A 13,030-nucleotide genomic window follows, 5' to 3' on the forward strand; every position below is an offset into this window, starting at 1 on the left:
GTCGACTTCCTCGCCCACCCACTTCGCGAGCAGGTGGTGCATGTGGCGGATCTTGAGTTCCTGGTACGCCGCCATCGGCAGGTACTTCTGGGTGGTGGTCTTCAGGCCGCGGTGCACCTTCGGCATGTTGTACGCGTCCTGGTCGAACACGCGGGCCGAGCTGCCGAGGACCGTGGCGTCGATCCAGGTCTGTTCGGGCGTCAGCCACTGCACCTTCGCGGCCGGCGGACGCGGCCCGGTGAACGGCGCCAGCAGGTAGACGTCCATGATCGACGTGTTGTGGTCGTCGCCGTTCGGCCGGAACCGGTAGACGATGCGCTGGTAAGCACCCCACGGATGGAAGTTCGGGAACACCGTGTAGTAGATGCTGTCGAGTGACTCGGCGTCGGACATGTTGTCCGCCTTCACATCACCGATGACCTCGCGGAGCCCCTCGCGGGCGAGCAGGCCGGACATCTCGCGCGCGGTGACACCGTCGGGCAGGGTGACCATCGGGTCCTCGTCGATGCGCGCATCCACCATCGAGTCGAACATCTCCTGCTCGCTCGGTGTGAACTTGATGTGCGGGCTGGGCACGCCGTTGGCGGTGATCCCGCGGTTGAAGTTGCCCCACGAGTCGTACTGGCTGTTCGAATCCCCCGTTCCCACAACACGTTGCGGGTGGGTGGTGATGACGTGGAAGGCCTCCGAGAACGCCTCCTGGGCGATCTTCCAGTTCGCGTCGATGACCTTCGCGACGTGCGCCTGGATGTAGCGATCCTCCAGCGGCCAGGCCTCGAAGTGCTTGCCCAGGTCGCCGAGGAAGCTGGCAAGCGACTCCGACTGCGGGTCCATGTTGATGAAGACGAAGCCGCCCCAGGTGTCGACCTTGACCTGCGGAAGGTTCATTGCATCCTTGTCGACGTGGGGGAAATCCCATTCGCACGTCATGGATTTCAGCGATCCGTCCAGGTTCCAGCAGAAGCCGTGGAACGGACAACGCAGGTCGTTGCCCGCGGGACCGCTCTCCTCGCGGAGCATCCGGCCGCGGTGCAGGCACGAGTTGTAGAACGCGCGGATGGACATGTCCTTGCCGCGCACGACGAGGATCGACTTGTCGCAGATCTCGTAGATGTGCGTGTCGCCGGGCTCGGGGATCTCCTCTTCACGACACGCCATCTGCCAGACCTTGTACCACATACGATCTCGCTCGAGCTCGTGATACTTGCGGCTGATGTACCGCGTGACCGGGATGAAGTTCTGATCCTCGTAGAGGTCGTGGGTCTCCTCCCGCAGGACCTGCGGGACCGGGTGGGTGTCGGTGTCGAGCAGTCGCTGGTAGCTGGCGACGTAGTCGGCCTGCTCGTCGTCGGATGCCGACGATCCGGGGGTGCGTGTGTCGATCTCGGTCACAATTTGCCTCCTTCGGCCAGGCGATTGCTGCGGGCTTCGTCGGCGAGTCGGTCCGCCTGCATCTTCTCCAGGAGCTTGGCAGCGCCCATGAAGCGACGGTTCTGGGTGATGGGGACGGGCTCGCGCGGACCGAGACCGACCCAGCGGGCCATCTCCGGGTCAACGGATTTCACTTCGCCGTGCAGATACCGGCCTTCGGGGTCGAAGGTGCCGGTCTTGCCGTCCTTGGTGGTCACGAGGACGTTGAAGTCCTCGTCGAATTCGTAGATGGCTCGACTCATCGGATGCTGGATCTGACGCATCGGGTTCTCCTCGGTGGGGCTGGCGCGCCTCTTACTTGGCAGTTTATTCACTAACTGTAGCACCTAGAGTGAGCGGCAACACATCGAACTGTATTCGCTGTAAAAAAAGTTCAGATGGAACGGGCTGCCCACCGGAGCGAGTTGGCGATCAGGGACCGATAGTCCGGGTGGGCGAGAGTGGCCGCGGTGTCGCCGGGCTGGAGGTAGACCAGGCGGGATGCACCGTTGGTGCGACACCAGCCGACCAGCGACGATCCCTCGGCGTGCTGCCACCCCTCCCGTTCATCCCGCCGCCCGGACATGGCCAGTGCGGTGGAGAAGTGCACGTCGTCGGTCATCGGTGCGTTCGTCCGCAGCAACGGCGTCACGGAGTCCTCGAACACCTCGCAGAGATAGGTCTCGTCGACGAGGTCGAGATGTGCCGGCAGGTCCGCGGTCACCGGGTGGGTGCTGTCCTCGATGGTGATCCGTTGCTCCACCGCATGCCGATAGCCGGAGTCGGGGCGCGGTGCCCCGCGCACGGTTCCGGGCTGGTACAGGTAGCGGCCGCCGACGAACTCCGACCACTCGTCCCAGTTGGCCCAGCTCGCGATCGCATGATGCAGGACGACGTATCCGTGCCCCGTCTCGCGGGCCGCGCGCAGACAGTCCCGCAACGACTCCGGCGGGTCGTACGGTTCGGGCAGGGTGCCCGGCATGTCGTAGTGAAGGGACACGTCGTGGTCGGCGAGGTCGTCGGGCCCGATCGCGGCGTCGGGATGTTCGCGCCAGGTGACCTCACCGGGAAGGGCGTCGAGGAGATCGGCGAAGGCGGCTCGGTCGAAGGAGTGGCCGCCGGTGATCGCGAGGATGCGCATGATCGAGTCCAACCTGCATCGGAGTAACTGTTTCGGAATTAAAGTTACTCGACGGGCTCGGCTCGGGTCAGCGGCCTTCGATCATCTTGGTGCAGACGTCGGTCGTCGCGGTGCGCAGACTGGGGACCGGGATGTCCGACAGCGGCCCACCCTCGATACGCAGGGGTTGGATGGCGATGGTCATCGCGATCATCGTCCGGACCCGGAGGGTGCGCGCCGCGTGCTGTGCGGTGGCCGCACGCCGGTTGGGCGGGTCCTCACCGGCCGGGAAGTAGTCGAACGCACGTCGGATGTGCCGTTCCTCGTACTCCTTCGTCAGCAGCCGGGTCCCGGGGGTCGCGCCGCCGGCCATCTGCAGGAACAGCATGCGGGCGGAATTGGGGTGCTCGGCGGTCCAGTCCCAGACCGCGGCGACGACGTCCTTGAACGAGTCCGCGCTCGCGGACACATCGTCCGGTCGAGCCGACTGCGCCGCGGCCGAACTCGCGTCCATCGCATAGCCGAGTGCGCTCTCGAAGAGCTCCTCTTTGCTGGCGAAGTGATAGTAGACCGCGGTCGGGACCATTCCCGCCTCGGTGGCGATCTCCTGGATGGAGGCCTCCGCGAACCCCTTTCGCGAGAACACCCGAACCGCGGCCTTCACGATGAGATGCCGCCGCGACGGACGGTGCGCGGTCGTGCCATTGCCGGCGCCCGACCCGTTCTGGACCGGTGAGTCCGGCGGTGCGCCCTCGGCGCCGGCCTCGTGTTCCACCGGCGAGATGTCGGGTGCGGCGTCGGGATCGACGTCCTCCTGTGGGCCGGTGCCCGCCCCCGGATCCGCGGCCGCCAGTGCGATGTCGTCGGCAGCCGGGGTCGAATCCCAGCCGAGCCAGTCGGCGTCCGACTCCGACATGCCGTCGGCCGGCCGGGCGTTGTCTCGCCTCGATCTCGCCATACGTCCTCCTCGCCGTGCTCCCCGTCCCGATCCGCCGTGGCGCAGACCTCCCGGTTCCGTTCACGGCGTGCCATCAGGATGGCACAGCCCGTGGCAGCCCCCGATGCTGTCATGATCTATCGCATGGCGGGCAAGAATCCCTCAGGACGAAGCACTTCCGGCCGACGCAACGCCGGGCGCGCGTCGGCGAGCGCTCCGAGTGGCGGCAGCGGCGCGAAGCGGGCCGCGCACCGGCCGTCTCGACGCGACGTCGTCGTCGAGGCGGCGATGCACCTGTACTCGATGCGGTCGATCGAGGACGTCACCGTCGCCGACATCGCCGCTGAGGCGCAGATGACCTCGGCGGCAGTGTATTACCACTATCCCTCCAAGGAGGAGGTACTCCTCGGCGGACTGCGGATCTTCGCCGAGCAGATGCTCACCCAACTGCGCACGGAGATCGACGCCGATCCCGACGCCTCGCTCGGCGACGTGATCATCTCGGTTCTCGAGTGGACCGACGCCCACCGGGCGGCGTCGCTGGTCTACTTCGTGCGGTCGCCCGGATGGAGTCTGTCGATCGAGGCGCTGCGCCGGGAGGTGCGTCTGGAGATGCTCGCGATCTTCTCCGCCGAGTTGCGGGTGCGGGACCGCATCACGTCCAAGGCCAAGCAGGCCGCTGCGGCAACGGCACTGTCCAGCCTCCTCGAGGTGTCCGCGTCGTCGTGGCTCACCGAGGACGTCGTCCTCGCGAACCTGGGGCGCCGGCGCTTCTCCGACGAGGTGCGTGAGCTCGCCGCCGACATCGCCAGCGTGTGATGTGACACCCTCGAACCTATAGCTTCGACGTCTGATCGTGCATCTGAACAGGCGGTTCGCGATAGTATCTTTATAGAGAAACTAGTTTGTGGTTCACTGGAGCCGTGCCCAACCAGACCCGCGCGCGCTCGATCGACCTCGACAACCCGTTCGCGCCGCTGGCCGGACTGTGCGAACTCGTGCTCATCCGCCACGGCGAGCAGGCGCTGAGCAAGGAGCTCAGCGCAGCCGAGACCGTCGATCCGCCTCTGTCCGACCTCGGGCAGCGACAGGTGCGCGCCGTGGCCGACCGGCTCGCCACCCACACCGTCGATGCCGTCTACAGTTCGCCGCTGCGCCGGGCCCTCGACACCGGCCGGGCCATTGCCGCCCATCACGGTCTGGAACCGATCGTCCGCGACACCCTGACCGAGTACGAGCCGTGGCAGTCCTTCCCTGCCGACGAATCGCCGTTCGAGACCCTTCCGCACGACGAGATATCCCGGATCTTCCGCGAACACATCAGGACCCGCAGCTACGAACCGTTCCCGTACGCGGAGGACCCGGGGGCCTTCCGCGCGCGAGTGCTCGGCGAGATCGGCCGGATCGTCGACGCGCACCTCGGCGAGCGCGTGGTGGTCACCTGCCACAGCGGGGTGATCAATGCCGTGCTCGCCGACGCGCTCGGAAGCGGTTTCGACATGCCGGTCCGCGTTCACCACACGTCGGTCAACGTGTTGCGCGGTGCGGACACCCGCCGTGCGGTGCAGTCCGTCAACGACTTCACACACGTGCTCGACTTCCAGACCTCCGTCGGCGCGATGAACCTCTAGTCCGACCCCGCCAGAACAACCAGCCCCGAACCGCCAGCACGACCGAAAGAAGAAGGACCCGACATGGATCTCGACCTCACCGGAAAGCGCGCCCTCATCAGCGGTGCGAGCAAGGGCATCGGCCTCGCCATCGCCAAGACCCTCCTTGCCGAGGGGGCGTCCGTGGGCATCTGCGCCCGTGGCGAAGCCCAACTCAAGACCGTCGCCGACGAACTGTCGGAGTCCGGCACGGTGTTCTGGAAGTCCGTCGACGTCGGCGACTCCACCGCGGTCACGTCCTTCGTCGACGACGCGGCCGAGGCGCTCGGCGGGGTCGACATCGTCATCGTGAACGCATCGGCGATGACCGGTAAGGGGCGCGAGGCCTGGGAGAACAGCTTCAACGTCGATCTGATGAGCCTGGTCGGCTTCATCGAGGCGGCGACACCGCATCTGGAGAAGAGCTCGGCCGCGTCGGTCGTCACTATCAGTACGACATCGGCCATCGAGGCCGGCCCGATCACCACCGCCAACAGCTATGGCGCGCTCAAAGCCGCCGTGTTGCAGCACTCCTCGGCGCAGGCACGTGGTTCGGGAGCCAAGGGGATTCGCGTCAACGCGGTGTCGCCCGGTCCGGTCTACTTCGAAGGCGGACCCTGGGACACCATCAAGGAGCAGCGCCCGCAACTCTATGACGCGGCGCTGTCGTCCGCCGCACTGGGCAAGCTGGCCGCCGCCCAAGATGTCGCCAACGCGGTGACCTTCCTGGCGTCGCCCGCCGCCGGTCACATCACGGGCACCAACCTGGTCGTCGACGGCGGCTTCACCAACCGATTCGACTTCTGAGATGAGCGCGGACTCCACCGAGACCGCCGACGTCGTCGTCCTCGGCGGCGGTTCGGGCGGATACTCGTGTGCCCTGCGCGCCGCGCAGCTCGGCATGTCGGTCGTCCTGGTGGAGTCCGGCAAGCTCGGCGGTACCTGCCTGCACAACGGTTGTATCCCCACCAAGGCGCTGCTGCATGCCGCGGAGATCGTCGACTCCGTGCGCTCTGCGGCCGATTTCGGAATCAAGGCTTCGCTCGACGGTGTCGACATCACCGCGGTGCATGCGTACAAGCAGAAGGTCGTCGACGGTCTGTACCGCGGCCTCGAGGGACTGATCGCCTCGCGGGCGATTCGCGTGGTGCGTGGTCACGGCCGCGTCGTCGGGGACCGAACGGTCGCGGTCGATCTCGCGGACGGGGGGACCTCTCGGCACCGGGGTGAGGCCCTTGTCCTTGCCACCGGATCGCAGTCGCGGACCCTGCCGGGCATCGACATCGGCGGTCCGATCATGACCAGCGACCGTGCGCTGGAGCTGGATTCGATCCCGAGGTCGGCGATCGTCCTGGGCGGCGGTGTGATCGGTTGCGAGTTCGCCAGTCTGTGGGCGTCGCTCGGCGTCGAGGTCACCATCGTGGAGGCGGCACCACGACTGGTCCCGACTGAGGACGAGTGGTCGTCGAAGCAGTTGACCCGAGCGTTCCGCAAGCGCGGCATCACGATTCGAACCGGGGCCATGCTGTCCGCCGCGCGCGTGACCGATGCCGGGGTCACCGTCGATCTCGCCGGCGAGTCGGAACCGTTGCACGCCGACATCCTGCTGGTGGCGGTAGGGCGTGGTCCGCGGACGTCCGGTCTCGGGCTCGAGGAGGCGGGCATCCGACTCGACCACGGGTTCGTCGAGGTCGACGATGCGCTGCAGACCACTGTGGCGGGCGTTTACGCGGTCGGCGACATCGTGCCGGGACCGCAGCTCGCCCATCGCGGGTTCGCGAACGGGATCTTCGTGGCGGAGCAACTGGCCGGCCTCGATTGTGTGCCGGTCGCGGACAGTGGGATTCCCCGCGTCACCTACTCCCACCCCGAGGTTGCTTCGATCGGGCTGACCGAGGCCGAGGCCGTCTAACGGCACGGTGACGTCACCACCGCCATCTACGACCTGGGTGGCAACGGCAAGAGCCGCATCCTCCAGACGTCGGGTGGGGTGAAGATTGTCCGTGCCGGGTCCGACGGACCCGTCGTGGGAATCCATCTCGTCGGTGATCGGGTCGGTGAGCTCATCGGTGAGGCACAGCTGATCTACAACTGGGAGGCGACCGCCGACGACGTCGCGAACCTGGTGCACGCGCATCCGACCCTGGCCGAGGCGCTCGGCGAAGCCCACCTCGCGCTGGCGGGCAAACCCCTGCACGCACACGCCTGAGATCTCGAGGAGCGACATGTCCGGACCCGCCGGCCGCCTCGACGCGGTAGTCATCTGCGGTGGGCAATGGCACGACTTCGACTACGCGAGACTGCAGATCCTCACGCTGCTGGCCGATCACGAAGTGGTGCGAACGCGAGTCTTCGACGACTACGCGGGTGCGATCCCGGCCATCGACGACGCGGATCTGCTGATCACCTACACGTGCAACCGGATTCCGGACGAGGCCGCGCAGCGGTCGCTCACGGAGTTCCTCGCACGCGGCGGTCGATGGCTCGCGTTGCACGCCACCAACTCCGCGATCGAGCCGACGCCACCGGGGTCGCCGAGCAAGTACGTCACCCCACGCACCATGGGCGTGCTGCCGCAGCTCGTCGGCAGTCAGTTCCTCGGGCATCCGCCGATCGCGCCGTACCGGGTCGAGATCGCCGCGCCCGATCATCCGCTCGTGGCAGGTGTCGAGGCCTTCTACGCCGTCGACGAGCTCTACGTGAGCGAATTGTTCGAGCCGATAGAGGTTCTCGCCCACACGCGGTTCGTCGGCGAGTCGACCGGTTTCGCCGAGGGCACAACACCTCCGACGATCCGTTGCCGGTCCTCTACCTCAAGCAGCATGACGCCGGAACCGTCTGCTACTTCACGCTCGGGCACTGCCGCGGCCGGTTCGATGTCCAAGACCTGGGTATCGACGATCTCGGACGGGTCGACCGGGGGAGCTGGGAGGTGCCGGAGTACCGGACCATCCTCGGCCGGTGCGTGGACTGGGCGGTTCGCGGGACGTTCTGAGGGTCAGAGCGTTCCCCGATGCCCCGTTTCGTGACCGGCAGACTTCAACTCGACTCCTGGACCTCGATCGGAGTCCATCGGTCGAGTTGAAGTCTGCCGGTCGCGGGCCCGACCTCCTGTGTTTCTATCGATTCAGCGAACAGAGGCCCCATGCGCCCTAATCCGAGAGAACGCCACAACCCTTGCTCCCTGAGGTGCGAGGAGCGGTGGCAGACGGGCTGTCGCCAGGTTGCAGAGGGGCGTAACTCAGTAGGACGCGGTCCCACCGTCGACGCTGAGGATGGCACCGGTGATGACGAACGAGGCCAGCGGCGAGGCGAGGAACGCGATCACCTCGGCGACCTCGTCGGCCGTGCCCCAGCGTTGCAGTGGAACCATCCGACGCAGGGACTCGTAGCGTTCGGGGGTGTTGACCGCGATGCGTCGAGTCATCCCGGTCTCGATGGGGCCGGGACAGACTGAGTTGACCCGGATGCCGTCGACGGCGAGGTCGAGGGCCAGTGACCGGGCGAGGTTGACCGCGCCGGCCTTCGCCGCGGCGTACGGCCAGCGGTTGGGTTCGCCGCCCAGGGCCGTCGCCGACGCCGTCACCACCACCGCACCGCCCCCGGATCGCCGGAAGGCGGGGATCGCCTCGCGCACACCGAGAACCACCGACCGGAGGTTGACATCGAGGGATCGGTCGAAGACGTCGAGGTCCAGGGTCTCGATGGACCCGGAAGCGGGCACCCCGGCATTGAGGATCAACGCGTCGAGCCGGCCGAAGCGCTGTTCCGCCGTCTCGACCGCGCGCCGGTTGTCGTCGGCCGACGTCACATCCCCCACGAGCGGGACGATCCGCGGCCGGTCCGCGAGCTCGTCCAGAACCGCAGGCGAGTTGTCGACCGCGACAACCGAACTCCCGCGACCGACCAAGAGCTCGGTCACCGCACGGCCGATGCCCGAGCCGGCACCGGTCACGATGGCGACGGTGCCGGACACGGTGTCGGTCATTCGGAGTCCATCTCGATGATCGCCCGGCCGACGATCTCGCCGCGGGCGAGGGCCTGGTAGGCCTCGTCGACCTCGTCGAGGCGGTAGCGGCGGGTGATCACACGTTCTGGCTCCACGATCCCGCCGGCGACCATGCGCAGCAGCGCCGGCATGTCACGTCGTGCCTTCGCGCCATAGGAACCGCGGATCTGCAGGCTGCGGCGCACGAGACGGGCCAGGTCGAGCTCACCGGGCGTGCCGGCCGGCGCGATCCCGACGACCACGGCGCGGCCCCCGTCGTCGAGGATGTCCAGCGCGGTCGCGAAGGTGCTCGGGTGCCCGAGGGCCTCGAAGGCGACGTCGACGCCGTGGCCGTCGGTCAGTGCCCGTACCTCGGCGACGACGTCGGTGTCGCGCGAGTTCACGGTATGAGTCGCACCGAGTTCCGCCACCGCCTTGAGCTTGTCGTCGTTGACGTCGATCGCGATGATCTGGGCGACTCCGGCCGCTGCCGCGAATTGGACTATCGACGATCCCACGCCGCCGGCCGCCACGACGGCGATGCGGTCGGCCAGCCGCAGCTCGGCGTTGGTCACGGCGCCGAGCGCGGTGAACGAACTGCAGCCGAGGATGGAGACCTCACCCAGTCCGACCCCGTCGGGGACGACGAAGGCGTCCGACGCGGGGACGACGCAGTACTCGGCGAGTCCGCCCATCGAGTACATCGCCAGCGGGGTGCCGTCGGCGCGGGCCAACCGGGTCTCGCCGTCGTAGAGCGTGCCGTTGAGCCGGTTGTGGGCGAAGAACTTCTCGCACAGATCGTCCAGTCCGCGCGCGCAGTGGCGACACTCGCCGCACGGCATGATGAAGCTGCACACGACCCGATCGCCCACCGCGAGGGTGTCGACGCCGTCGCCGAGTTCCTCGACCACGCCGGAGACCTCGTGGCCGAGGACCGCGGGAGCGGGGAAGTTCACCTCGGACTTCAGTACATGCAGGTCGGTGTGACAGACCCCGCACGCGGTGACCTTGAGCAGGATCTCGCCACGACGGGGCGTCGGCCGCGGGATCTCCTCGACGGCGAGTGTCGGTGTACTGCCCTCCCAGACAGCAGCTTTCATGATGCGTTCTCCTTCTGGGGCCGGGTGGCGCCCGACGAGTCGGGCACCGCGGAGCTGTCGTCGCGCACGAGTTGGATCAGCGGCGCCAGCCGCTCGGGCATGGTGGCCCAGTCCTCCGGCGACCGGATGTCGTCGGAGAAATTGCATTCGATGATGAAGTGTTCCGCACCGACCGCCTTCGCGGTGGCGATATCGGCGGCCACACCGTCGATGCCCTGTCCGCCGGATCCCACCGGGTCGGTGGGGCGCTGGAGGTAGGACCGCAGGAACAGCCGGACCGGGGCCCGTCCGGCGGGACGCTGCGCGGCCATCCCGTCGAGCTGGGCTTGCAGGGCCTCGGCTGTGCCGCTGCTGGGATTCCAGATGTCGAACAGTGCCGCGGTGCGGGCGAGACCGCGTTCCGACCGCAGCCCGGACAGCAGCGGCGGATGTGGTGTCTGGACCGGCTTCGGCCGCACGGTGGAGGTCGGGATGGTAAAGAACTCCCCGTCGAACTCGACGGGATCCGGTCCCCAGCACGCCTGGACGGCGCGGACGAGTTCGTCCATCCGGCGCCCGCGCGTCCGGGGGTCGACGTCCATGAGTCGATGTTCTTCGTCGGACCAGCCGACGCCCAGCCCGGCGACGAGACGTCCGCCGGAGAGCACGTCGAGAGTGGCCAGACGCTGTGCGAGCTCGACCGGACGGTGGTACCCGGCAACCAGGATGCTGCTCCCGATCAGCGCCCGCCGGGTGCACGACGCGACGAATGCCATGAGCTCGGTGGCCCCGAGCACCGAACGGTAGGCGGGGTGCACCGCCGTGGTGTGCCGGCCACCGTAGACCGACGCGTTCTGCTCGGAGTAGAAGAGGTGTTCCTGCGCCCACAGTCCGGTGAATCCGAGTTCCTCGGCGGCCACCGCGAAGTCGCGGACGGCCGCGGCATCGACGTGCTCGCCGAGCTGGGGGAGGGCGAGCCCGATCGTCGTGCCGCGGGCGCCGTCAGTCATCGCCATCAGAGGATCGTCACCGACCCGGTGTTGCCGTCGACCTCGATCATCGCGCCGTCCGGGATGCGGGCCGTCGCGTCCTGAACCGATACGGCGCATGGGATTCCGAGCTCACGACACACGATGGACGAGTGGGTGATCGTCGCGCCGACATTCACGACGACACCGCCCGCGAAGACGAACAACGGCGTCCAGGCGGGATCGGTCTGCGGTGCGACGAGGATGTCGCCTTCCTCCAGCTGCTCGGCCTCGTACGGGTCGTGCAGGATTCGCGCACGTCCCCGGGCGACGCCCGGGGCGCCGCCGACTCCGGAGAGGACGTCACCGGGCACCGCGGGGTCCACCCGCTGCCCGGTGCGCCGGGGCCACTGCGAGAGGGGGAGCGGTTCGAACAGGAAGAACGGCGGTTGCAGATCGAACAGGGCGAGATACTGCTCGCGTCGCTCCTTGATGGTGTCCGCGAACGACTCGGGTTCGGCGACAAAGCGATCGAGCTCGTCGTCGACGAGCATCGTGATGTCGTGATGGTCGTCCATGATCCCGCGTCCGACCATCCGGTGTCCGAGTTCGTAGAGGGCGGCCCGCATCTCGCCCATGATCTTCACGCACGCGGTCTTCGTGCGCTCCCGCCACGGCATGAACTTGGTGATCGACTTCGCCGCGTTGCGGAACGCGGTGGCCGACTCCACGTCGGGCATCTTCGCGGCGAGGTCCTCGGTGAGGGCGAGACGCTTGTCCTGATTGCGGCGCAGGATCGCTTCGGGATCGGCCTCCGGCGGGCTGTTGCGCATCCCGTTGATGGCCATCAGTGCCAGCACGGGTTTGGTCTCCCAGCTGTCCGATCGGATGTCCCATTCGTTCGGTGCGCGCGAGCCGTAGCGGTAGAGGAAGTCGTCGAACTCCTCTCGGAACCTCGCGGCGTTGGCGGAGTCACTCGCGGTGATCGCGTCGAGGGCGGAGGCGAGTCCGTCGTCGAAGATCCCGGTCAGTTCGGACGAACCGGCGACGAGGCGCCCGAGCTTCCACATCGCATACGACGGGGCGGCCGAGTCCACGCCGCCCAGTCCGCTGAGCAGATCGCCGAGTTTGTCTGCCTCGCCGATGGTTTCGAGGAGTTGACCGGCCACGGCCGGACCCATCGTCGACAGCGTCGTGGTGACCGGGTGATAGGCGTAGCAGTAGATGAGGTCGGGGAGCAGCGAGCGAGCGTGGCCGACGAGTTCGGCATCGCTCATCGCGGCGAGATCGGGACGCTGGTCGCGTGCCCGGTCGGCGCGCCGCTTGGCCTCCTCGGCTTCGGGGAACTCATCGGTCGTGAGAGCCCAGGCGGTCTTCTCGGCGAGACCAGCCGTCAGTTCGGCGTTCTCGTCGCCCGGCTTGGGTACGTACTCGGGGATGTCGGGGTGGTCGCCCACCCACAGGCTGTTCCACACCGGCACGGTCAGCCCCGGGAGCCGGGCGCCGTTGAGCTCGGTCATCGAGAAGTTCGTGTAGTGGTAGCCGCCGAAGTTGCCGATGATCTCGGGCATCACCTCGTCGATCTCCTCGGCAAGGTGAGTGCCGAGGTTGTCGACGTAGCCCTGGCGCCAGCCGATGTTGAGGCCCTTGTTCCAGACCATCGTGACGTTCAGCGCACTCGACGGGTCGGGCAGCACTTCGCCGGCGTTGGCGCGTGTGTACACCGGGTATCGGCTGCTGAACTCCCAGTCGGTGATCCAGCGATCGATGTCGACCGCCCCCGCGGACTGCTCGTCACTCATGTGTTCCTCCTCATCGAGGTGACAGGCTGTATGTCAAGTCACACTATAGAAACCTGGGACAGATGAAACATGTACAG

Annotated in this window: 12 protein-coding genes and 1 pseudogene; 5 read left to right on the forward strand and 8 right to left on the reverse strand. The window is 67.4% G+C overall.

The window, feature by feature from the left end:
- From M4D77_RS05415 to M4D77_RS05430, 4 genes are all read right to left on the reverse strand, one after another.
- The coding region (locus tag M4D77_RS05415; protein WP_259935703.1) for an aromatic ring-hydroxylating dioxygenase subunit alpha at window positions 1-1,392 on the reverse strand (1,392 nt) is incomplete at its 3' end.
- Entirely contained in the window at window positions 1,389-1,694 is a 306-nt protein-coding gene (locus M4D77_RS05420) for a hypothetical protein (protein WP_058252858.1), read from the reverse strand. The genes M4D77_RS05420 and M4D77_RS05415, both read right to left, overlap by 4 nt.
- A 110-nt stretch (window positions 1,695-1,804) precedes the next feature.
- Window positions 1,805-2,551 carry a ThuA domain-containing protein gene (locus tag M4D77_RS05425; RefSeq protein ID WP_058252857.1) on the reverse strand — a complete coding sequence of 249 codons (747 nt, stop codon included), beginning with the start codon at window positions 2,549-2,551 and terminating at the stop codon, window positions 1,805-1,807.
- 67 nt (window positions 2,552-2,618) lie between these two features.
- Window positions 2,619-3,488, reverse strand: coding sequence for a TetR/AcrR family transcriptional regulator (locus M4D77_RS05430; protein WP_083229472.1), 870 nt, complete (start codon window positions 3,486-3,488; stop codon window positions 2,619-2,621).
- Between the two features lie 90 nt (window positions 3,489-3,578).
- Between M4D77_RS05430 and M4D77_RS05435 the strand changes: the two genes are divergently transcribed.
- From M4D77_RS05435 to M4D77_RS05455, 5 genes and pseudogenes are all read left to right on the forward strand, one after another.
- Window positions 3,579-4,286: a TetR/AcrR family transcriptional regulator gene (locus M4D77_RS05435; RefSeq protein WP_223259032.1), complete on the forward strand. Its 708-nt coding sequence runs from the start codon at window positions 3,579-3,581 to the stop codon at window positions 4,284-4,286.
- Window positions 4,287-4,390: 104 nt separating this feature from the next.
- The gene (locus M4D77_RS05440) at window positions 4,391-5,098 is read left to right on the forward strand and encodes a histidine phosphatase family protein (RefSeq protein ID WP_247450614.1); all 708 of its coding nucleotides are present in this window, start codon (window positions 4,391-4,393) and stop codon (window positions 5,096-5,098) included.
- A 63-nt stretch (window positions 5,099-5,161) separates the two neighbouring features.
- Window positions 5,162-5,923 (forward strand): SDR family NAD(P)-dependent oxidoreductase, encoded by a 762-nt coding sequence (locus M4D77_RS05445; protein ID WP_259935704.1) that lies wholly within the window; start codon window positions 5,162-5,164, stop codon window positions 5,921-5,923.
- Between the two features lies 1 nt (window position 5,924).
- Window positions 5,925-7,325 (forward strand): annotated as a pseudogene (lpdA, locus tag M4D77_RS05450) (dihydrolipoyl dehydrogenase).
- A 16-nt stretch (window positions 7,326-7,341) separates the two neighbouring features.
- Complete coding sequence (locus M4D77_RS05455; protein WP_247450610.1) at window positions 7,342-8,145, forward strand: ThuA domain-containing protein; 804 nt, start codon at window positions 7,342-7,344, stop codon at window positions 8,143-8,145.
- A gap of 212 nt (window positions 8,146-8,357) precedes the next feature.
- Here the strand turns inward: M4D77_RS05455 and M4D77_RS05460 are convergent, their stop codons facing one another.
- Genes M4D77_RS05460 through M4D77_RS05475 form a run of 4 tightly spaced genes read right to left on the reverse strand, consistent with a single transcriptional unit; the run spans window position 8,358 to window position 12,953 of the window.
- Window positions 8,358-9,104 carry an SDR family NAD(P)-dependent oxidoreductase gene (locus tag M4D77_RS05460; RefSeq protein WP_068972147.1) on the reverse strand — a complete coding sequence of 249 codons (747 nt, stop codon included), beginning with the start codon at window positions 9,102-9,104 and terminating at the stop codon, window positions 8,358-8,360.
- Complete coding sequence (locus tag M4D77_RS05465) at window positions 9,101-10,204, reverse strand: zinc-binding dehydrogenase (RefSeq protein ID WP_259935705.1); 1,104 nt, start codon at window positions 10,202-10,204, stop codon at window positions 9,101-9,103. Before M4D77_RS05465 ends, M4D77_RS05460 begins: the two co-directional genes overlap by 4 nt.
- A complete protein-coding gene (locus M4D77_RS05470) occupies window positions 10,201-11,199 on the reverse strand; it encodes a TIGR03619 family F420-dependent LLM class oxidoreductase (protein ID WP_259935706.1) in 999 nt (332 codons plus the stop codon). The genes M4D77_RS05465 and M4D77_RS05470 overlap by 4 nt, the downstream gene beginning before the upstream one ends.
- Window positions 11,199-12,953 (reverse strand): PEP-utilizing enzyme, encoded by a 1,755-nt coding sequence (locus tag M4D77_RS05475; RefSeq protein WP_259935707.1) that lies wholly within the window; start codon window positions 12,951-12,953, stop codon window positions 11,199-11,201. Before M4D77_RS05475 ends, M4D77_RS05470 begins: the two co-directional genes overlap by 1 nt.
- Window positions 12,954-13,030 lie beyond the last annotated feature (77 nt).

This window comes from Gordonia sp. p3-SID1431, from assembly GCF_025143765.1.
Lineage (GTDB): Bacteria > Actinomycetota > Actinomycetes > Mycobacteriales > Mycobacteriaceae > Gordonia > Gordonia hongkongensis.

Coding starts and splice junctions, on each gene's coding strand:
- M4D77_RS05475 (WP_259935707.1), bottom strand. CDS start 12,953: ATGAGTGACGAGCAGTCCGCGGGGGCGGTCGACATCGATCGCTGGATC.
- M4D77_RS05425 (WP_058252857.1), bottom strand. CDS start 2,551: ATGCGCATCCTCGCGATCACCGGCGGCCACTCCTTCGACCGAGCCGCC.
- M4D77_RS05465 (WP_259935705.1), bottom strand. CDS start 10,204: ATGAAAGCTGCTGTCTGGGAGGGCAGTACACCGACACTCGCCGTCGAG.
- M4D77_RS05455 (WP_247450610.1), top strand. CDS start 7,342: ATGTCCGGACCCGCCGGCCGCCTCGACGCGGTAGTCATCTGCGGTGGG.
- M4D77_RS05420 (WP_058252858.1), bottom strand. CDS start 1,694: ATGCGTCAGATCCAGCATCCGATGAGTCGAGCCATCTACGAATTCGAC.
- M4D77_RS05460 (WP_068972147.1), bottom strand. CDS start 9,104: ATGACCGACACCGTGTCCGGCACCGTCGCCATCGTGACCGGTGCCGGC.
- M4D77_RS05445 (WP_259935704.1), top strand. CDS start 5,162: ATGGATCTCGACCTCACCGGAAAGCGCGCCCTCATCAGCGGTGCGAGC.
- M4D77_RS05430 (WP_083229472.1), bottom strand. CDS start 3,488: ATGGCGAGATCGAGGCGAGACAACGCCCGGCCGGCCGACGGCATGTCG.
- M4D77_RS05470 (WP_259935706.1), bottom strand. CDS start 11,199: ATGGCGATGACTGACGGCGCCCGCGGCACGACGATCGGGCTCGCCCTC.